At 61.2% G+C, this 18,943-nt stretch carries 25 protein-coding genes and 1 tRNA gene; 17 read left to right on the forward strand and 9 right to left on the reverse strand.

Annotated elements, in window-relative coordinates; genetic code table 11:
* Positions 1-153: 153 nt before the first annotated feature.
* A complete protein-coding gene (locus AC3WJP_RS24585) occupies positions 154-540 on the reverse strand; it encodes a hypothetical protein (RefSeq protein ID WP_493723386.1) in 387 nt (128 codons plus the stop codon).
* Between the two features lie 320 nt (positions 541-860).
* On the opposite strand from AC3WJP_RS24585, the gene mgtE reads away from it, so the two are divergent.
* On the forward strand, positions 861-2,303 hold the full coding sequence (gene mgtE, locus AC3WJP_RS24590) for a magnesium transporter (RefSeq protein ID WP_493723385.1): 1,443 nt from the start codon (positions 861-863) through the stop codon (positions 2,301-2,303).
* 101 nt (positions 2,304-2,404) lie between these two features.
* Here mgtE and AC3WJP_RS24595 read toward each other — a convergent pair whose 3' ends face one another.
* Positions 2,405-2,731 carry an Arc family DNA-binding protein gene (locus AC3WJP_RS24595; protein WP_226505821.1) on the reverse strand — a complete coding sequence of 109 codons (327 nt, stop codon included), beginning with the start codon at positions 2,729-2,731 and terminating at the stop codon, positions 2,405-2,407.
* A gap of 384 nt (positions 2,732-3,115) precedes the next feature.
* Between AC3WJP_RS24595 and phnN the strand changes: the two genes are divergently transcribed.
* Positions 3,116-3,703: a phosphonate metabolism protein/1,5-bisphosphokinase (PRPP-forming) PhnN gene (gene phnN, locus AC3WJP_RS24600; RefSeq protein ID WP_493723384.1), complete on the forward strand. Its 588-nt coding sequence runs from the start codon at positions 3,116-3,118 to the stop codon at positions 3,701-3,703.
* Here phnN and AC3WJP_RS24605 read toward each other — a convergent pair.
* Both AC3WJP_RS24605 and AC3WJP_RS24610 read right to left on the reverse strand, forming a co-directional pair.
* Positions 3,678-3,863: a PA3371 family protein gene (locus AC3WJP_RS24605; RefSeq protein WP_493723383.1), complete on the reverse strand. Its 186-nt coding sequence runs from the start codon at positions 3,861-3,863 to the stop codon at positions 3,678-3,680. The genes phnN and AC3WJP_RS24605 overlap by 26 nt on opposite strands.
* Positions 3,864-3,878: 15 nt before the next feature.
* Positions 3,879-4,136, reverse strand: coding sequence for a hypothetical protein (locus AC3WJP_RS24610; RefSeq protein WP_493723382.1), 258 nt, complete (start codon positions 4,134-4,136; stop codon positions 3,879-3,881).
* Between the two features lie 369 nt (positions 4,137-4,505).
* On the opposite strand from AC3WJP_RS24610, the gene AC3WJP_RS24615 reads away from it, so the two are divergent.
* A tRNA-Arg gene (locus AC3WJP_RS24615) sits at positions 4,506-4,577 on the forward strand.
* 132 nt (positions 4,578-4,709) lie between these two features.
* Positions 4,710-5,108, forward strand: a complete 399-nt coding sequence (locus tag AC3WJP_RS24620; RefSeq protein ID WP_493723381.1) for a DUF3597 domain-containing protein — start codon at positions 4,710-4,712, stop codon at positions 5,106-5,108.
* Positions 5,109-5,140: 32 nt separating this feature from the next.
* Here the strand turns inward: AC3WJP_RS24620 and AC3WJP_RS24625 are convergent, their stop codons facing one another.
* Positions 5,141-5,461 carry a hypothetical protein gene (locus tag AC3WJP_RS24625; RefSeq protein WP_493723380.1) on the reverse strand — a complete coding sequence of 107 codons (321 nt, stop codon included), beginning with the start codon at positions 5,459-5,461 and terminating at the stop codon, positions 5,141-5,143.
* A 69-nt stretch (positions 5,462-5,530) separates the two neighbouring features.
* On the opposite strand from AC3WJP_RS24625, the gene AC3WJP_RS24630 reads away from it, so the two are divergent.
* The 3 genes from AC3WJP_RS24630 to AC3WJP_RS24640 all read left to right on the forward strand — a co-directional run bounded on the left by AC3WJP_RS24630 (position 5,531) and on the right by AC3WJP_RS24640 (position 7,624).
* Positions 5,531-5,911, forward strand: a complete 381-nt coding sequence (locus AC3WJP_RS24630; RefSeq protein ID WP_493723379.1) for a VOC family protein — start codon at positions 5,531-5,533, stop codon at positions 5,909-5,911.
* Positions 5,912-6,177: 266 nt separating this feature from the next.
* Positions 6,178-6,867: a lipopolysaccharide core heptose(II)-phosphate phosphatase PmrG gene (pmrG, locus tag AC3WJP_RS24635; RefSeq protein ID WP_493723378.1), complete on the forward strand. Its 690-nt coding sequence runs from the start codon at positions 6,178-6,180 to the stop codon at positions 6,865-6,867.
* Positions 6,868-7,132: 265 nt separating this feature from the next.
* Positions 7,133-7,624 (forward strand): GNAT family N-acetyltransferase, encoded by a 492-nt coding sequence (locus AC3WJP_RS24640; protein ID WP_493723377.1) that lies wholly within the window; start codon positions 7,133-7,135, stop codon positions 7,622-7,624.
* 45 nt (positions 7,625-7,669) lie between these two features.
* Here the strand turns inward: AC3WJP_RS24640 and AC3WJP_RS24645 are convergent, their stop codons facing one another.
* From AC3WJP_RS24645 to AC3WJP_RS24655, 3 genes are all read right to left on the reverse strand, one after another.
* The gene (locus AC3WJP_RS24645; RefSeq protein ID WP_493723376.1) at positions 7,670-7,906 is read right to left on the reverse strand and encodes a hypothetical protein; all 237 of its coding nucleotides are present in this window, start codon (positions 7,904-7,906) and stop codon (positions 7,670-7,672) included.
* A gap of 94 nt (positions 7,907-8,000) precedes the next feature.
* On the reverse strand, positions 8,001-8,228 hold the full coding sequence (locus AC3WJP_RS24650) for a hypothetical protein (protein WP_493723375.1): 228 nt from the start codon (positions 8,226-8,228) through the stop codon (positions 8,001-8,003).
* Between the two features lie 126 nt (positions 8,229-8,354).
* Positions 8,355-8,651: a hypothetical protein gene (locus tag AC3WJP_RS24655; RefSeq protein ID WP_493723374.1), complete on the reverse strand. Its 297-nt coding sequence runs from the start codon at positions 8,649-8,651 to the stop codon at positions 8,355-8,357.
* A gap of 33 nt (positions 8,652-8,684) precedes the next feature.
* On the opposite strand from AC3WJP_RS24655, the gene AC3WJP_RS24660 reads away from it, so the two are divergent.
* The 3 genes from AC3WJP_RS24660 (at position 8,685) to AC3WJP_RS24670 (ending at position 10,742) form a co-directional block, all read left to right on the forward strand.
* Positions 8,685-9,293: an LbetaH domain-containing protein gene (locus AC3WJP_RS24660; protein WP_493723373.1), complete on the forward strand. Its 609-nt coding sequence runs from the start codon at positions 8,685-8,687 to the stop codon at positions 9,291-9,293.
* A 133-nt stretch (positions 9,294-9,426) separates the two neighbouring features.
* The gene (locus tag AC3WJP_RS24665; protein WP_493723372.1) at positions 9,427-9,702 is read left to right on the forward strand and encodes a hypothetical protein; all 276 of its coding nucleotides are present in this window, start codon (positions 9,427-9,429) and stop codon (positions 9,700-9,702) included.
* 119 nt (positions 9,703-9,821) lie between these two features.
* On the forward strand, positions 9,822-10,742 hold the full coding sequence (locus tag AC3WJP_RS24670) for a ketopantoate reductase family protein (protein WP_493723371.1): 921 nt from the start codon (positions 9,822-9,824) through the stop codon (positions 10,740-10,742).
* A gap of 5 nt (positions 10,743-10,747) precedes the next feature.
* Here AC3WJP_RS24670 and AC3WJP_RS24675 read toward each other — a convergent pair whose 3' ends face one another.
* Positions 10,748-11,311, reverse strand: a complete 564-nt coding sequence (locus AC3WJP_RS24675; protein WP_493723370.1) for a type 1 glutamine amidotransferase domain-containing protein — start codon at positions 11,309-11,311, stop codon at positions 10,748-10,750.
* A 219-nt stretch (positions 11,312-11,530) separates the two neighbouring features.
* Here AC3WJP_RS24675 and AC3WJP_RS24680 point away from each other — a divergent pair, with 219 nt between their 5' ends.
* The 7 genes from AC3WJP_RS24680 to AC3WJP_RS24710 all read left to right on the forward strand — a co-directional run bounded on the left by AC3WJP_RS24680 (position 11,531) and on the right by AC3WJP_RS24710 (position 18,772).
* The gene (locus tag AC3WJP_RS24680; protein WP_493723369.1) at positions 11,531-12,352 is read left to right on the forward strand and encodes a DeoR/GlpR family DNA-binding transcription regulator; all 822 of its coding nucleotides are present in this window, start codon (positions 11,531-11,533) and stop codon (positions 12,350-12,352) included.
* A 152-nt stretch (positions 12,353-12,504) separates the two neighbouring features.
* Complete coding sequence (gene ltnD, locus AC3WJP_RS24685; protein ID WP_493723368.1) at positions 12,505-13,407, forward strand: L-threonate dehydrogenase; 903 nt, start codon at positions 12,505-12,507, stop codon at positions 13,405-13,407.
* A gap of 10 nt (positions 13,408-13,417) precedes the next feature.
* Positions 13,418-14,704: a 3-oxo-tetronate kinase gene (gene otnK / locus AC3WJP_RS24690; RefSeq protein WP_493723367.1), complete on the forward strand. Its 1,287-nt coding sequence runs from the start codon at positions 13,418-13,420 to the stop codon at positions 14,702-14,704.
* Entirely contained in the window at positions 14,701-15,339 is a 639-nt protein-coding gene (gene otnC, locus AC3WJP_RS24695) for a 3-oxo-tetronate 4-phosphate decarboxylase (protein WP_493723366.1), read from the forward strand. The genes otnK and otnC overlap by 4 nt, the downstream gene beginning before the upstream one ends.
* 190 nt (positions 15,340-15,529) lie before the next feature.
* Positions 15,530-16,987 carry a GntT/GntP/DsdX family permease gene (locus AC3WJP_RS24700; protein ID WP_493723365.1) on the forward strand — a complete coding sequence of 486 codons (1,458 nt, stop codon included), beginning with the start codon at positions 15,530-15,532 and terminating at the stop codon, positions 16,985-16,987.
* A gap of 21 nt (positions 16,988-17,008) precedes the next feature.
* Complete coding sequence (otnI, locus tag AC3WJP_RS24705) at positions 17,009-17,803, forward strand: 2-oxo-tetronate isomerase (protein WP_493723364.1); 795 nt, start codon at positions 17,009-17,011, stop codon at positions 17,801-17,803.
* A 102-nt stretch (positions 17,804-17,905) separates the two neighbouring features.
* The gene (locus AC3WJP_RS24710; RefSeq protein ID WP_493723363.1) at positions 17,906-18,772 is read left to right on the forward strand and encodes a pirin family protein; all 867 of its coding nucleotides are present in this window, start codon (positions 17,906-17,908) and stop codon (positions 18,770-18,772) included.
* Positions 18,773-18,943 lie beyond the last annotated feature (171 nt).

An 18,943-nucleotide genomic window follows, 5' to 3' on the forward strand; every position in this document is an offset into this window, starting at 1 on the left:
CATAAAACAGAAAGCCCGCTTTTAAAGCGGGCTTTTTGCCGTCTGGGATTTGGCTTGCGCCTGTAGCGAGGCGGCTTGCCCCCGATACGTCCTACCTGTGATGCGCCGAACTATCGGTTCCAACCTGGCGAGGCCAAGCCCCTCGCCACGAGGTCAGCGATTCGGCAGATACTTTGGCTGCGTTTTCTTGCGCTTGGCTTTCTCCTTTTGCTTCTTTACTACCGGTTTTTTCTCGACGGCCTTTTTTGCTGGCGCAGGACGTTGGCTGGTCTGTGTTCCGCTGCCATGAGCCTTGCTCGGAAGGCGCGCCGCCTTGGGTGCGATCTTCACCGGGCTGCGCGGCGGCGGGGAGGTACTGATACGTCTGGGTGGCTGCTGCGCTACCAATGTGTGCTCGGGCGGACAATTGGAGGCGGTATAGGTGATTTCGCCATTGGGGCCCTGGCAGTGCTGTACCCACTGCGCAGATGCACTGAAGGACAAGCCCGGCAGGACGATAAAGGCAGACAAGATGAGGCTGAGGCGGATGGGTGAGGGCACGGCGACGATCCTCCTTGATCGAGTACCGTACCAGCCTAGTGAAACGTCAGGCTTGCAGCGCGGTCATTTATTTACCCCATGCTTCACTGCTCGCTCCTGCTCGGGAGGCCCGAGGTTAATATTGCAACCAATTGTTATAGCCTGATTTTTTTGCTCTCAAAATTTAACAAGGTGTGTATCATTGCGCCCGTCAGCCCCGCCGGGGCTTGTGGACTGCCTCCATGGACTTACCCAGTAGTTCCTTGCTAAAGCGTTATCACAATCACGAATCGACTGATTGATCCCTTGGCGTGTTCCACTGCTGGGGGTGGAGTATGCCTATGACCGAATACGAAGCAAAAAAATCACAGGAAAGCCTGCAGGATCGTCTGGCTCAAGTCATCGAGCTGCTGCAACGCCAACGTGTGGTTGAAGACCTGACGCACCGCCAGGAAGGTGCGCATCAGGATCTGGTAGAAAATCTCGTACATCGCCAGAACGTCGTCGAGTTGCAGCGCAAACTCGATGACCTGCACTCCGCCGACGTCGCCTATATTCTCGAAGCCTTGCCCCTGGAAGATCGCCTGGAGATCTGGCAACTGGTCAAGGTCGAGCGCGATGGCGACATTCTGTTGGAAGTGTCCGACTCCGTTCGGGAGACCTTGATCGCCGACATGGACGATCACGAGATTCTCGCCGCGGCACGGGAGATGGACCCCGACGAACTCGCTGACCTCGCTCCTGAACTGCCGCGCGACGTCGTCCACGAATTGATGGAAACCCTCGACGCCCAGCAGCGCGAACGTGTGCGTTCGGCGTTGAGCTATGACGAGGACCAGGTCGGCGCCCTGATGGACTTCGAGATGGTCACCATTCGCGAAGACGTCAGCCTTGAAGTGGTGCTGCGCTACCTGCGCCGTCTCAAGGAGCTGCCCGGTCATACCGACAAACTGTTCGTGGTCGATCAGGAAGGCGTGCTCAAGGGCGTACTGCCGATCAAGCGCTTGCTGGTCAACGATCCCGACAAGCAAGTCGTCGATGTCATGGCCAGTGATCCGGTCAGTTTCCACCCTGATGACGAATCCTACAGCGCGGCCCAGGCCTTTGAACGTTACGACCTGATTTCCGCGCCGGTGGTGGACAAGGGCGGGCGTTTGATCGGTCGCTTGACCATCGATGAAATGGTCGACGTGATCCGTGAAGAGGGCGAGAGCGAAATGCTCAACATGGCGGGTCTGCGTGAAGAAGAAGATATCTTCGCGTCGGTCTGGCGTTCGTTGCGCAACCGCTGGTCGTGGCTGGCGGTCAACTTGATCACGGCCTTCATCGCCTCACGGGTCATCGGCCTGTTCGAAGGCTCGATCGAGAAACTGGTCGCCCTGGCGGCATTGATGCCGATCGTTGCCGGTATCGGCGGCAACTCCGGCAACCAGACCATCACCATGATCGTGCGCGCCATGGCGCTGGACCAGGTTACCCCGGCCAGCACCAAACGCCTGCTGCGCAAGGAGGTCATAGTGTCACTGTGCAACGGCATCATCTGGGGTGGGGTAATTGGCGTGGTGGCCTACCTGCTGTACGGCAGTTGGTCGCTGGGAGTAGTGATGACGGCCGCCATGACCCTCAATCTGTTGCTGGCGGCGACCATGGGTGTGCTGATCCCCATGGGATTGGAGAAGTTTGGCCGTGACCCGGCCATGGGATCGAGTGTGATGATAACCGCGGTGACCGACAGCGGCGGATTCTTCATCTTCCTGGGGCTGGCGACGGTATTCCTGATGTAGTCAGAAAGGACTTGCCCGCCTGGCCTAGAACAGCTCAGGCGTCATAAAACGCAAGCAACAAAAAAGCCAGCAATCAAGCTGGCTTTTTCATGGCAGTCGAATCAGTCTGCGTCGGCGGACATCTCGGCGTCGTGGGCAATCAGCGCAACCAATGCATTTTGCTGGCGGTGGGAAAGTTGACGGAATCGCTGGAGCAGTTCGCGCTCGTGCAGTGACAGCTCAGGGCTGTCCAGGCGCATGCTCAACTCATCACCCAAAGCGCCTTCCTGAATGAGGCTTTGCTCGAGGCGTGCAATGATTTCCGAGTTCATGCTGCGGTGGTGATTACGAGCTACTTCTGCAATGCGCTCGCGCATTCCGTCGGGTAAGCGGACGACGAATTTATCAGCGGTGCGGCTTGAGTAAATAGCCTGTTTCATTGGGCGCATATAGTTAACCGATTAGTTCAGGGGAGCGGTTCTCGAAAAATTAGCCGCAAGCTGGGGTTACGACAGCCTTTTAGACTAATTGTTCAACCCGAATTGTTTAAGAGGCGGCTATCATGCCTCAACCGTGCCTCAAGGTCGCCATTTCCTTGGCGCCAATTCTGTGACAAATATTGACCTGAATAACGGCGTTATGCCAGCACCATTTGTGAAAAATGTGCGCTGGTTTTGAAACTCCGTACCGTTACCATTCATCCGCTTGCACCACATAGCCGTTCCCGGGTGTCCCAGACCACTGCGCGGCTGCGCATCCTTGGGTAGCACCTCTTCAGTGAGCATAGTGGCATTTAGACTATTTGCTACGATTGGCCCCAAGAGGCAGACGAAATGCAAGCCAGACTGATTTACCTGATGGGTCCCTCCGGCGCTGGCAAGGACAGCGTGATCGATGCGGCCAGAAGTCAACTGGCGGTTATTCCCGTCGAAGTCGCGCGTCGCGTCATCACACGCTCTGCGGAGTCCATCGGCGAGCAGGCGCTAGGCGTCAGTGATGAGCGTTTCGCCGCCATGCGGCAAGCCGGCGATTTTGCCATGAATTGGCAGGCAAATGGCCACGATTATGGTATCCCTGCGGACATAAATCTGTGGCTTGCCCAAGGGCGTCACGTCCTGGTCAATGGCTCGCGCCATTATCTGCCAGAAGCCCAGCGCCGGTATCCCGACCTTCTTCCGATACTGGTCAGTGTCAGCAGTGAAGTGCTGCGCCAGCGTCTGTTGGCAAGGGGGAGGGAAAGTCTGCATGACATCGAGTTGCGTCTTCAGCGTAACGAGCGTCTGCGCACCGAAGCGCAGCAATGGCAGGGGCGGGGCGCACCGCACGTATTGGATAACTCCGGTACGCTGGATCAGGCCGTCCTGGCCCTGATGGCCCTCCTAAGTCGTGAGGGGATCAGCGCAGCAGCGGATCGAACTTGATCCGCCGACCCTTGATCAACGCCAGCACGAACAGCAGCGCGAACAACGCCGCTGCGCCCCCCATTGCCTGACTGGCCGCGCTTGCGGTCAGCGGCAACAGCATGGCTGCGCTGAAGCTGACCAATGCTGCCAGCAAGAGCAGCAGGGCGGATTTGGACATGATGGCTTTCCTCGATCAGAAGGTGAAACGTTCAGGGCTATGCGCAGGCACCGGTTGCTCGTTGCTGTCGATCGCCGAGCGATCCGAGGCCAGGAACGCCGCCTGCCCTTGCTGAGCATTCATCACAGCCCACTGCGCCACTGGGTGCGCAACCAATCGCTCGGTCTGGACATTGATCAGCGCCGGGTCCTGAGCATGGGAGTGCGAGTGCACTTGAAAGGACACCAGTGCAACAACCGCCAGAGCGTTGAGAATGTAGAGGGCTGTGTTCATGGGAAGCGATCTCCTGGACAGCAAGGTGGCCTGACGATTTTTATTGAACTAATACAGAGCACGCATCGTGCCAAGCCTGTGGTGTCTTTTTTATCCTTTAAAATCAATGATTTATGACTTTATAAAAAGCTCTATTGCCTGCATTCTGCAATATGCACGATGGATTGCATTGCATTTTGCATGACGAGTCTCGAAAAGCCGTGCCAGAGCGCCTTCGAGTCTCGAAAATATCGCGGTGTAACGACGGGTGTGTAGGAGATTTCCTACAAGCAAAAAAGACGTCAGATGCATGACAAAGCGGCCGTTCGCCGGTACCATGCACGCCGTCCGTCGCGTCGCGCAGCCTTGCGTGACATGCCAACGCTTTGCGTCCTTGTAGTTCAACGGATAGAACGGGGCCCTCCTAAGGCTCAGATGCAGGTTCGATTCCTGCCGGGGACACATCCTTCAGGCGCATCGCCCTTGTCTTGGCGAGCAGCATCGCGGCAAAACTTTTGTCTCTTCGCCTGGGTCAAGTCTCCAGAGAGCTATCCTTGATAGTTCCTGACCTGACTCTGATAGGGAGATACAAGCATGAGCCTGTTCACTACCATCCTGGAAAAACTCGGCATCGGCACCCACGCCGCAGCGCCGAGCGCGGATCCCTCGACCGCCACACCCGACGCCGGCAGTGCGTCGACTTCCGGCATCGACAGTCCGGCTGCGACCATCAGCGAAGTCGATGTCGCCGCCAAGCTCGAAGCCTTGGCCGCCAACCACAGCGAAAAACTCAATTGGCGAACCTCTATCGTCGATCTGCTCAAGTTGCTCGACATCGACAGCAGCCTGACCGCGCGTAAGGCACTGGCCAGCGAGTTGCATTACAGCGGATCCACCGATGACACGGCGCAAATGAACATCTGGCTGCATGGCGCCGTGCTTAAAAAACTGTCCGAGAACGGCGGCAAGGTCCCGGCCGATCTGCTGGATTGAGCCATGAGCCCGGAGCATGCCCAGCGCGAGCATCAACCAGCGGTGCCCAAGGACTCGTACCACTGCGCGTAAGGCGTGTTGTGAACCTGATATCTGTTGAAATCCGGGCTTCCATCCTGCCACCACACCGGGCCCCTCTCGCCAAGGGCTACCTTGGCCTGATGCACCTGTGCGCGAGCGTTGCGCCTGTCCTCGGGCAGGCTTGACGCTTTCGCGGCCCTGACCGCCCGGCGGGCGGCCATTAGCGCGTTGACCAGGCGCTGGCGTTCGTCCTCGGCCAACGACGGATTCGAACAGCGCCACAGTTGTTGCTTGACGACGAAATAGCGGCCGTCGGGGGTGATGGGATGCATGGCGAGTAGTCTCGTGATTTCAAACAGCCTTACACTCATGGATCCCTACGACTTCAAAAGGTGCTCCCCATGATCGACCACCTGGACCACCTGGTCCTTACCACCATCGATGTGGAGGCCTGCAAGGATTTCTACACCCGCATCCTTGGCATGCGCCTCGAGGCCTTCGGTCAGGGGCGGCTGGCATTCCACTTCGGCGAGCAGAAAATCAACGTTCACGTGCGCGGTCAGGAGATCGATCCAAAGGCACATCTGCCTGTTCCAGGTGCTCTGGACCTGTGCTTTATCGCCAGCATCCCTCTCGAGCAGGTGATTCAGCACCTGAACGAGCAGCACTGGCCCATCCTCGAGGGCCCGGTCCCGCGCACGGGGGCCACTGGGCCGATCCGTTCGGTGTACGTACGCGATCCCGATCTGAATCTGATCGAAATTGCCGAGAGCGCGGCCTGATCAACCCATCCCAGGTTCATCCGCCAGCTCCTGGCGCTTTATAAACCGGCATCCAGGCAACCGAAGCATGACGCCATGCTTCGGTTTTTTGCTTCCTGAACGGCGCCTGTCGCCTTCGCGGATTTTTGCCACGGTGTTCGTCGCCCCCCATACACTCCCGCCCCATATGGGCGCCGTCGATTCGATAGCCCTCGAGTATTTCGAGGTCGTTGCTACGGCGGTTCGTCCCCGCTGCTTGCCCTTGATTCCTTTCCGAGATCGGCGCCTTGGTAACTTCTCCCACACTGGTCGTAGCGAACAAGTCTCAGTGGATTACCCGCGTCTGGATCAAGCGGGTGCTGTTCATCCTGGCGTTGGCGATAGTGGCAGGGACGGTGATGCTTTATCGAATGTGGCCGGTATCACCGATCAACCTGAGCACGGCCAGCCCAGCGGTACGGGCCGATCTGCTGGCACGCTGGAAGGCCGGCAACGTCATAGTGCTGATTCGCCATGGCGAGCGTTGCGATTATTCCAGCCATCCCTGCATGGGCTCGGCCGATGGCATCACCTGGGTCGGCCACGACGTGGCCGAGCGCGTCGGCGTCCAGCTCGCCAACCTCGGTCTGCACGACGCCGATATCTTCACCAGCCCCTTGCCGCGCACCACGCAAACGGCGCAAGCGTTGTTCCACGAGACGGTCAGGGAGAAGGACTGGGTGGCGCGCTGTGACGTCAACATGACCGCCGATATCAAGGCCTACAAGCTGGCCGGTCGCAACATGCTGTTGGTGACCCACAGTGGCTGCATCAGGCACGTGGATGCGCGGCTGGGCTTTGCTCATGCTCGGGAGGCCGAGTACGCAAGTGCGTTGTTCCTGACCATCGCCAGCAACGGCAAGGTGAAACTGCTCGGCATCCTCAACCCCGACGATTGGGCGCGGATGTCGGGTGTACCCCTTGCACAGGGCAGTTGACCCCGAGCTCGGGTTGACCGCGCGGTTGCCATGGATGTCACTTCAATCAAAGTAGTGTCGATTTCATCCGGATTCAGGCAGGGTATGCATCCTGAATTCCGTGTGAGGCTGGCGGCTGCGCGGATGCATGATCCCATCGATGGGCGTGCGGCGCCGATGATGACGGCGCTGTAGCCTGTCCGTGGGTTCCAGCAGGTGCTGATCAAGCTCGCCAGCGCGCTTGTACATTGATCAAGAATTGAATTCACCTGGCGAGGTCAAGGAAATGGATGCACCCGATGTTCTGGTCCTGCAAGCGAGCTACAGCAACCCGTTGCACGCCAAGTCGCTCGGCTTTTTGCTCGATCAATATGCGCGTGATGTCATGGGCGGTGGAGCAGGCGTCCCAGTGGACGTGCAAGAGCACCTGGCGCTCGAGCTGAGCAAGCGGCCCCATGCGTTCAGTGTGCTGGCCTTTGTCGCCGGTGAGCCGGTGGGCATGGTCAACTGCTTCGAAGGGTTTTCGACCTTCGCCTGTCGGCCGCTGGTCAACATTCACGATGTGATGGTGCTGGAAGCATTTCGCGGGCAGGGCATATCCCAGAAGATGCTCGCCGAAGTCGAGAAAATCGCCCGCCAGCGCGGCTGCTGCAAGTTGACGCTGGAAGTCCTCGAGGGCAATACCACCGCCCAGGCGGCGTATCGCAAGCTAGGGTACGCCGGGTATGAGTTGGATCCGGTGATGGGCCGGGCGATGTTCTGGCAGAAGGCGCTGTAATGGCTGCTGACCTGGTCATTGCGATCCGGATCGGCCAGCCGCAGCTCAGGACGCTTGCTCTGCCTCTTGCCCTTTGAGCAGCGCCTTTACCCGACCTTCAATGGACTGGCGCTCTTCCTGGCTCAATACCCCGCGATCCCACAACTCCATCGCCGCGGATAGAATCCAGCCGTGGTAGAACGCCTTGGACAGGTCGCGTTGTTCCGCTGCCAAGGCTTCGAGCAGGGCTTCGAGTTGCAGGAGTTTGCGCGTTTTGATGGCTTCGGGTGTTTCGGTGGTCATCGGATGTCCGTCTGCTGAATGAATGCACGAAAGGGGGCGTCGGCCCCCTTTGTTGGCAAACATCATATTACGTAGCGGCGATTGTTCGCTGCGACTAATTTCCGTCCGCCACCTTGCGCTCGATTTCCGCGGTCTTCTGCTCGAGCGTTTCGGCATCCTGTTCCTTGGCCCGGGTCGAACTTGGCGTGATGACTTCATCCACGGCGCGGGTGTCTTCGTCGTGGTCCTCGATATCCCGCTCGACCACGTTCACCGGCTTGCCGGAGGTATCGGTGGGCGGGGCGTCGGTCTGGTTGCTTTTGAAGCTGTCGTTGGTGCTCATGGCAGTATCCTCGGTGGGCCTGTTCATTGGATGAACCTACGGCGCCGTAGTTCGAGAATTCTGCGGGCGATCAAGCTCGGTTCAAATCCGGCTTGCGCGGGCGAAACCTTGAAGTTTCGCAGGCGCTCAGTCCTGGGCGGTATCTGACGGCGGCACCGGTGCGGGGATGTGCGCGGCGGCTTTGCCGATATTCAGCCAGGCATCTTGCAAGGCAATTAGCAGAAGAGAGATGGCCATGGCGGCCTCCTTGTCGGTTTTTGTGCAAAGGGTTCGAGTCGGAGCGATGATGCCAGCGCAGCGCTCAGGAGAATAACGAACGGCGATGATGACGATTATCGATTGCGCTGATGGATGCGCTGAATCATTCAGCGACGAAATTCCGCGCACCGAGAACTGTTTCCCCAGTGCCTGCGCGGGCATCATGGGGCGCTCATCACTTACTCAAGGACCGCCTCGATGCCCTTACGAATCATCGATCACATCGAAGCAATCGCTCGCTCCCCCTTGGCAGACTGGGCAACGCTTGCGCCATGGCAGTTGACCCACGAGGCCAGCGCCCGGGTGCGCGCACTGTTGGCGACGCTCGGGCCGGACTACCGGATCGAAGGTGAAATCGCTGTGCATCACAGCGCCCTGGTAGAACCCGGCGCGGTGCTCAAGGGGCCGCTGATCGTCGGTCCCCACTGCTTTATCGCGGCAGGCGCTTACCTGCGTGACGGTAACTGGCTTGGCAGCCGCTGCATCATCGGGCCAGGTGCGGAGCTTAAATCCTCGTTCATGTTCGATGGCAGCAAGCTGGCGCATTTCAACTTCGTGGGCGATTCGGTGCTCGGTCAGGACGTCAATCTGGAGGCCGGGAGCATCGTCTGCAACTACCGAAACGAGCGTGCCGACAAGACCGTATACGTATGCATCGATGACCAGCCAATCAGTACCGGTTGCGAGAAATTCGGTGCCTTGCTGGGAGATCACTGCCGGATCGGAGCCAATGCCGTCCTCGCGCCAGGATCGATGCTGATGGCCGGCACGGTCATTCCCCGGCTGAGCTTGCACGATCGGCAGTAGCTCGACGGCGCGCGCCGAGGACCATCATCACTGCCATCGATACCCGTAATTCATGCAAATCTCATGATTATTTGCACCTCCCCGGCGTAGGCTGGTCAGAACCTTCAATACCTCGGCGTAGGGAGCCAAGATGATGACCAGCGTGACTCTGAGTGTTTCGTTCCCCGAGTTCGGCAGAAATTACTTCGTGCAAAACGTCGTGATGCATTCGCGCGCGCCGCTGATCGAAGACGATCGATTCGACGTGTTCCTGATTCCTGCTGCCGAACGCCATTTCAACAATGGGGTGGTGGGCTTCCACGATCAATTTCGTTTCCTGAGTGATGTGCTCGATGCACACATGACGCAGAGCGAGAGCGCCAGCAGTGCCCGGCAGGCTCAGCGCCCGGCTCAAGGCCAGCATCTGTAGCAGGCGCTGCGGGAGATTCTTGCGAGATAGGGCGACAGCTTCTACAGTGTCTTGCGTGCATATGCCCTCAATAACAGGCGAAATGGCTTGCGGCCATTTCGCTGCAAGGATCTCTCTCGATGCGCATCTTGATCATTGGCGCCGGTGCCACCGGTGGCTTCTTCGGTTCTCGTCTGGCCCAGGCCGGGCGTGACGTGACTTTTCTGGTTCGCCCCAAACGTGCAGCGCAGCTGGCCGAGCATGGGCTGCAGGTGCTCAGCCCGTCGGGTGATACCCGCATCACCCCGCAACTGCTGCAGGCCGATCAGCTGGACAAGCCTTTCGATGTGATCATCCTCGCGGTCAAGGCGTACGCCCTGGACAGCGCGCTGGCCGATATGGCGCCTGCGGTAGGCCCACAGACAATGGTGGTGCCGCTGCTCAACGGTATGCGTCATATCGATGCCATCACCGAGCGCTTTGGTGCTGGCGTGTTGGTGGGCGGTGTATGCAAGGTCATTGCCGAGGTCGATAGCGAAGGGCGGATCGTCCAGCGCGGCGCCATCAACGAGCTGGCCTATGGCGAACTGGACGGACAGCCTTCCGAGCGCACTACACGCCTGCATGAACTGCTCAGCGGTGCTGGCTTCGATACCCTCTTGAGCACCACGATCAAACGCGCGCTGTGGGACAAGTGGGTGCTGTTGGCATCCTTGGGCAGTATCAATGCGCTGAGCCGCGGCACCATCGGCGAGGTCGCCGCAACGGCAGGCGGGCAGGCATTCGCCAACCGCTTGATCGATGAGGTGGTGGCCATTGTCTCGGCTGTGGCACAGGCGCCGGATCCTGCAGGGCTGGCACAGGTCCGTCAGGTGCTGACCCAGGAGGGGTCAAAGCAGACATCGTCCATGTACCGTGATTTGAGCGCTGGTGCGTCCATCGAGGCGCAGCAGATCGTGGGTGATCTGCTGCATAGAGCGCAGGGTACAGGCATCGATACGCCGCTGTTGTCAGCGGCGTATGTCAATTTGCAGGTCTATCAGCAGCGCCTGCAGCACTGACGGCGTCATGCGGCCTCGAGGGCCGCGGCGATCGCTTCGTTGAACGCCGGGATGTCCTTGGGGGTGCGTGAGGTGATCAGGGTCCAGCCATTGGCCGGGCACTGTTTGACCTCGGCATCCACCCAGCCCGCGGCATCGGCGTTGACCAGATCGGTCTTGATGCTGGGGTAGGACGTCAGCGTCTTGCCAGCAATCACCCCGGCGTTGACCAGCAACCACGGACCGTGGCAAATCGCGGCTATGGTCTTGCCGGCGTCGGCGAATTCATTGACCAGGCGCTGGGCATTCTCGTCCAGGCGCAGGGTATCGGCGTTTACCGTGCCGCCCGGAATCACCAGCGCATCGAACTCCGTGGCATGCAGCCCGGCAAGTGCCGCCTGGGATTCGAAGATGCGATCTTTCTCGGTGTCGTGTACGAAAGTCTGGGTGCTGCCGCCGTCGCTGGAGCCGTGGGTCACTGCGGCTCCCAACGCACGCAGCGCCTCCAGCGGCTTGGCCAGTTCGTCGCGTTCGATACCGGTATTGGAGGTGATGATGAGGATTTTCTTGCCGCTCAATCGATTGCTCATGGTGTTGACTCCGTAGGCGGATCAGTGAAGGAACCAGATCGCGTAGCCATGCAAATGCACGACGCGTTACAGATGGGAGGGCGCGGCAATTTTGAAAGTTCAGCCGGATTGCGACGGCGACGGATAGGGGGTGCGGCTGGTGAGGCTCAACGGCCCGCGTGCATTTACGGCCCCTGCACAGCTAGTATGCGCACATTCGCCCGCCAGTCAGGACCCCCCATGTCAGCCCCAGAGGACCAGGCAAGCCCCTCCGCTCCCAGCGCCAGCGCGCCGATGATTCCTGCCCAGCGCCGCGAGCAGCTCTTGCGTCAGTTGCGCAAACAGCAGGTGCTCAGCGTGCACCAGATCATGGAAATGTTCGATTGCTCGCACATGACGGTGCGCCGCGATATCGCCCTGCTCGAACAGGAAGGTCGGGCCTATTCGGTCACCGGCGGCGTGCGTATCGCCAGCCAGGTGCACAGTGAACCGAGCCACCAGTCCAAGGCGGTGGTCGAGCAGGTGCAGAAAGAAGCCATGGCCAAGCTGGCGTCATCGCTGCTGCATGCGGACATGACCGTGTACCTGGATGCCGGCACCACCACGCTGCAGATCGTGCCCTATATCACCGCGCTGACCGGGATGACCGTGGTGACCAACGATTTCGGCATTGTCGAGGCGCTTTCCGATGTGCTGCACGTCGATGTGATTCATACCGGCGGATTGCTCGACCATCCCAACCGTTCCTGTGTCGGCGGCCTGGCGGCCAGCACCTTGCGGCAGATCGCTACCGACGTGGCGTTCATGTCCACCAGCTCCTGGGATCTGCAGCGGGGCACCACCACGCCATCACCGCTCAAGGTCGAGGTCAAGCAAGTGGCCATGCAGGCGGCGTCGCAAACGGTGCTGGTGGCCACCAGTTCCAAGTACGGCACCTTCGGCATGTACAAGATCGCGGCGCTGGCGCAATTCGACGTGATCATCACCGATGCGGCGCTCGCCGAGGCGGCGGCGGACGGGATTCGCAAGCAGGGCGTGGAGCTGATGCTGGCGGACCACTGATACGCGAATATCGCCCTACTGACGTCACCGAGCCCCGCGGGGCTTTTTTTTCGTCCACGGTAACGAGTGTTAATATTTGTTAACTTGAAAAAATATCTTCACAAGATCGGTTCATTGGTTCAGTATCCGTACACCCTTCGAGGAGCATTTTCATGAACAACAAAAACGTTGGTGTGATCGGTCTAGGCGCAATGGGGCTCGGCATCGCTCGCTCGCTGCTGCGCTCGGGCTTCAATGTGCATGCCTGTGACGTGCGCAGCGCCGTGACCGAACAATTCGCCGCCGAGGGCGGTGTGGCCTGCGCCACGCCGGCTGCCATGGCCGCTGAGTGCGACGTGATCATCACCGTGGTGGTCAACGCCGAGCAGACCGAAACCGTACTCTTCGGCGACAACGGCGCCGTTGCCGCCTTGCGCCCGGGCAGCCTGGTCATTGGCTGCGCCACCGTCGCGCCGACCTTCGCGGTCGAACTGGGCAAACGCCTGGGTGAACAGAATCTGTTATACCTCGACGCGCCTATCTCCGGTGGCGCCGCCAAGGCTGCCGCCGGCGAGATGACCATGATGACCAGCGGTCCGGCCGATTCCTACGCCAAGGCCGACGCCATCCTCAGCGGCATGGCCGGCAAGGTCTACCGCTTGGGTGATGTCCACGGCCTGGGCTCGAAGGTCAAGATCATCAATCAGCTGCTGGCCGGCGTGCACATCGCCGCCAGTGCCGAGGCCATGGCCCTGGGCCTGCGCGAAGGGGTCGACGCCGACGCCCTGTACGAAGTCATCACCCACAGCGCCGGCAACTCGTGGATGTTCGAGAACCGCGTGCCGCATATCCTCAATGCCGATTACACGCCGCTGTCGGCGGTGGATATCTTCGTCAAGGACCTGGGCCTGGTGCTCGATACCGCCCGCACCAGCAAATTCCCGCTGCCGCTGTCGGCCACTGCCCATCAGATGTTCATGCAAGCGTCCAGCGCGGGTTTCGGTCGTGAGGATGATTCTGCGGTGATCAAGATCTTCCCGGGCATCACTCTGCCCACCGGCAAGAAAGACGCCTGAGGAGCCTGGCATGAGCAACGCTAAACCCCTGCTGGGTTGCATCGCCGATGACTTCACCGGCGCCACCGATCTGGCCAACATGCTGGTACGCGGCGGCATGCGCACGGTGCAGAGCATCGGCATCCCCAGCGCCGAAGTCGCCGCCGGGCTGGATGCCGATGCCATCGTCATCGCTCTGAAGTCGCGCACCACGCCGGTCGCCGATGCGGTCGCCGAATCGCTGGCGGCGCTGCAATGGCTGCAGGCGCGCGGTTGCGAGCAGATCTTCTTCAAGTATTGCTCGACCTTTGACTCCACCGCCGCAGGCAATATCGGCCAGGTCAGCGAAGCGTTGCTCGACAAGCTCGGCAGCGACTTCACCCTGGCGTGCCCGGCGTTTCCGGAAAACGGCCGGACGATCTTTCGTGGCCACCTGTTCGTGCAGGATCAACTGCTCAGCGAGTCGGGCATGCAGCATCACCCGTTGACGCCCATGAACGACCCCAACCTGGTGCGCGTGCTGCAATCGCAGACCACCCGCAAGGTCGGGCTGTTGCGCTATGACGTGGTGTCCGCCGGTGTCGAGGCGGTGCAGCAGCGTATCGCCGAACTGCGCGCCGACGGCGTCGGCATGGCGGTGGCGGACGCGCTGTCCGATGCCGATCTCTACACCCTGGGCAGTGCCTGTGCGGGCTTGCCGTTGCTCACCGGTGGTTCGGGCCTGGCCCTGGGCCTGCCGGAAAACTTCCGCCGCGCTGGCAAGCTGCGCGACTTCGATGTCAGCGAACTGCCGCAGGTGGCCGGCGGTGAAGTGGTGCTGGCTGGCAGTGCCTCGGTCGCCACCAACGGCCAGGTCGCGGCTTGGCTGGAAGCCGGGCGTCCGGCGTATCGCATCGATCCGCTGGCACTGGCTGGGGGTCAACCGGTGGTGAAGCAAGCCTTGGCATTCGCCCGGGACGCGGCCCAGACCGTGCTGATCTACGCCACCAGCGCGCCGGATGAGGTCAAGGCCGTGCAGCAGCAATTGGGCGTCGAGCGTGCTGGGGCCATCGTCGAGCAAGCGCTGGGCGAGATTGCCAGCGGCCTGCGCGCAGCCGGCGTGCGACGTTTCGTGGTCGCCGGTGGTGAAACCTCCGGGGCGGTGGTTCAGGCCTTGGGCGTGCAGCTGTTGCAGATCGGCGCGCAGATCGATCCGGGTGTGCCCGCGACCATCAGCAGCACCGCCGAGCCCCTGGCGCTGGCGCTCAAATCCGGCAACTTCGGTGGCCGCGACTTTTTCGCCAAGGCTCTCAAGCAGCTTGGGGGGGCACTGAAATGATCGACGAAAACGCCGTACGTGAAGAAATCTGCGCCGTCGGCCGCCTGCTCTACGGGCGCGGCTACACCGTCGGCAGCGCCGGCAACATCAGTGCGCGGCTGGACGACGGCTGGCTGATCACGCCCACCGACGCCTGCCTCGGGCGCCTGGAGCCTGCGGCCATCGCCAAGGTCAACCTGGCAGGGGAGTGGGTCTCGGGGGACAAACCCTCCAAGACCCTGGCCCTGCATCGCCAGGTGTACGACCGCAATCCCGGCGTGGGCGGCGTGGTGCATACCCACTCCACGCATCTAGTGGCCTTGACCCTGGCCGGCGTCTGGCACGTCGACGACATTCTGCCGCCGATCACCCCGTATCAGGTGATGAAGGTCGGCCACATTCCGCTGGTGCCCTATGCCCGCCCGGGCTCGCCGAAGGTGGCCGAGCGCGTCGCCGAGCTGGCCAACAGCGTGCGCGGCGTGATGCTCGAACGCCTGGGGCCGGTGGTCTGGGAGAGCTCGGTGGCCAAGGCTGCCTACGCCCTGGAAGAGCTGGAAGAAACCGCGCGCCTGTGGCTCATGACCCAACCCCGCCCGGCGCCGCTGGATGGCGCGGCGCTGGATGAATTGCGCGATACCTTCGGCGCCAAGTGGTAACGGTCGACCCTGTAGCGAGGGGGCTTGCCCCCGATCGGCGGTGTGTCAGACAGATCGATGCGTCAACAGGATTTTCGGGGGCGAGCCCCCTCGCTACCAGTAACGACCAGCCAGACAATAACAACAGGACATAGAGCATGACTTACCTCCGCACATCCGTATCACGTTCCTGCCGTGCAGGAGCCCGCCCATGAGCCCGATCCTGTTGATGACCATCGCCGGTGTCGGCATCGCGTTGCTGTTGTTCCTGGTGCTCAAGTACAAGTTCCAGCCGTTCGTGGCCTTGATGCTGGTCAGCATCCTGGTGGCGCTGGTGGCTGGGGTGAAACCGTCCGAATTGGTCGCGACCATCGAAGGCGGCATGGGCAAGACCCTTGGTCACATCGCCATCATCATCGCCCTGGGCGCCATGATCGGTCGGATTATCGAGCTGTCCGGGGGGGCCGAGGCGCTGGCGAAGACGCTGATCGCGCGCTTCGGCAACAAGCGCACGCCACTGGCCCTGACGGTTGCAGGCTTCATGGTCGGTATCCCGGTGTTCTTCGAAGTGGGGGTGATCATCCTCATGCCGTTGGCCTACGGTGTGGCGCGCGCTGCCCGTAAACCGCTGCTGATCTTCGCCCTGCCGATGTGCGCGGCCTTGCTCAGCGTTCACGCCTTTCTGCCGCCGCACCCAGGCGCGGTCGCCGCTGCCGGGCAACTGGGCGCGGATCTGGGCCGGGTGCTGATGCTGGGCATCCCGATTGTCGCCTTCCTGTGCGTGGTCGGCTACTTCATCGCCGGGCGCATGACCCGCAAGACTTACCCGATGACGGACGATATCCGCAGCGAAGTCTACGGTCCGCACATCACCAATGAAGACCTGCTGGCCTGGGCCAACGATGACTACTCGCGTACCAGCGAAGCCGCTCACGCCAAGACCCTGGGCCTGGAAGAAAGCGCCAGCAGCCTGAAAAGCAAACTGCCACCGGCACCGGCGCCAGGTTTCGGTTTGATCATTGCGTTGATCCTGCTGCCGATCATTCTCATCCTGCTCGGTACCCTGGCAACCACCCTGCTGCCGGCCGGTTCCGGTCTGCGTGATGTGCTGACGGTACTGGGCGCGCCATTGGTGGCGCTGTTGCTCGATACCCTGCTGTGCGCCTGGTTGCTCGGTTCGCGCCGTGGCTGGAGCCGCAGCCAGGTGTCCGACGTCATCGGTTCGGCGTTGCCCGGCGTGGCCATGGTGATCCTGATCGCCGGTGCCGGCGGTGTATTCGGCAAGGTGCTGGTCGACACCGGTATCGGTGCGGTAGTGTCCGAAGCGCTGCGTTCCACTGGCCTGCCGGTGCTGGCGCTGGGTTTCCTGTTGACCTTGCTGTTGCGCGCCGTGCAGGGCTCGACCACGGTGGCGCTGGTGACCACTGCCGGTATTCTCAGTCCGCTGATCGCGACGCTTGACCTGAGTGCCAACCACATGGCGCTGCTGTGCCTGGCCATGGGCGGTGGCGGCCTGGCGATGTCCCATATCAACGATGCCGGTTACTGGATGTTCACTAAACTGGCCGGTCTCAACGTCGGCGACGGCCTGCGCACCTGGACCCTGCTGGTGACCCTCCTTGGCACCCTGGGTTTTCTGGTGACCTTGCTGCTCTGGCCTTTTGTCTGATTCTGCAATCACGGAGATACCATGCCTCGTTTCGCTGCCAATCTCAGCATGCTGTACACCGAACACGACTTCCTCGAGCGCTTTGCGGCTGCGGCGGCGGACGGTTTCAAGGCGGTCGAGTTTCTCTTCCCCTACGACTACAGCGCGCAGACGCTCAAGCAGCTGTTGCTCGACAACGGCCTGGAGCAGGCGCTGTTCAACGCGCCGCCCGGAGACTGGGCCAAGGGCGAGAGGGGCGTCGCCTCATTGCCGGGGCGCGAACAGGAGTTCCGCGACGGCTTCGAGCGCGCGCTGGAGTATGCGGCGGTGCTGGGCAACGACCGTATCCATGTGATGGCGGGGCTGCTGGCGGATGAATCGCAGCGTGCCCGCCATCAGGCGGTGTATGTCGAGAACCTTCGCCATGCCGCTGAGCAGGCGGCCACAGCCGGAGTCACTGTGGTACTGGAGCCGATCAACACCCGGGACATGCCGGGGTTTTTCCTCAATTACCAGGACCAGGCGCAGGCGATTTGCGCGCAGATCGGCGCCGACAATCTCAAGGTGCAGTTCGACTGCTACCACTGCCAGATCATGGAAGGCGACCTGAGCGTCAAGCTGCGCCGCGACATGGCCGGTATTGGCCATATCCAGATCGCCGGTGTGCCGGATCGGCATGAGCCGGATCTGGGTGAGCTGAATTATCCACGGCTGTTCGAGTTGATCGACCAGCTTGGCTATAAAGGCTGGATCGGCTGCGAATACCGCCCCAAGGGCGACACCAGTGCCGGCCTGGGCTGGCTGCGGGCCTGGCGCGAGCGCAGCGGGCAGGCGTGATCGACGCGTTTCACTTTCAATCCTCGGTGGCTATGGGTAGGGTGCTATCCATATTGCCCCTCCGTCGCGAGGGGGGCAGACTCTCTCGTCGCCGAGGCCCCCATGTCGACCCTGCGTATCTTCAAGCAACATCCCGCCTACCGCGATGATATCGCCGACCTGAGCACCATCCGCCCGGTGCCGGGCCCGGGGATCGATCAGCTCGATCCGTTCCTGTTTCTCAATCATCACGGCCCGCAGGTGTACGGCCCGAACAACAATGGCCTGCCGTTCGGCCCTCATCCGCACCGGGGCTTCGAAACCGTGACCTTTATTCTCGACGGCGAGCTCTCGCACCTCGACAGTGGCGGTCACGAAAGCATCATCTTGGCCGGTGGCGTGCAATGGATGACGGCCGGAGCCGGGCTGATTCACGCCGAGCTTTCCCCCGAAGCGTTCAAGCGCAGCGGCGGCCCGCTGGAAATCCTGCAGTTGTGGGTCAATCTGCCGGGGAGTCTGAAAATGGTGCCCCCGGCCTATACCGGTCTGCAGCGCGAGCAGATCCCGGCCATTGAAGTGGACGGTGGGCGCGCAGTGGTCAATCTGATTTCCGGCGAGTTCGAAGGTCAGCGCGGGCCGATCGAGTCCCTGACCCAGGTGACCATGATGACCGTGCACCTGCAGCCGGGCGCCGAGGTCAAGCTGCCGACGCCGCCGGGGCAGGCAGTGTTCTTCTATACCGTCAAGGGTGAAATGCAGGTGGAAGGCGAGGTCGCGCGTCTGCACCATCTGATCGAGCTGAACGCCGGTCCCGACACCGTGACCGTGCAGGCGCAATCAGTGGCCACACTGCTGTTCGGGCATGCCACACCGATCGACGAGCCGATGGTTGCCCATGGTCCGTTCGTGATGAACACCCGTGCCGAGATTACTCGGGCCATTGCCGACTATCAGAATGGCCTGTTCGGGGCGTTGCCGGGGGCTCACTGAGGGCTGGGGTTGCCTTGGCAGGTCATTGACTTCCCTTACACCCGGATTTGACGTGGCGGCAACCATGATGATCTCGGTCGACATGAGGGCCCCCTCGCGGGCAAGCCTTGCTCCCACAGTGCAAACCGGGCCTGAGCCGTACACCTGTGGGAGCACAGCTTGCTGGCGAAG

It is taken from the genome of Pseudomonas sp. GW821-FHT01A09, assembly GCF_058986725.1.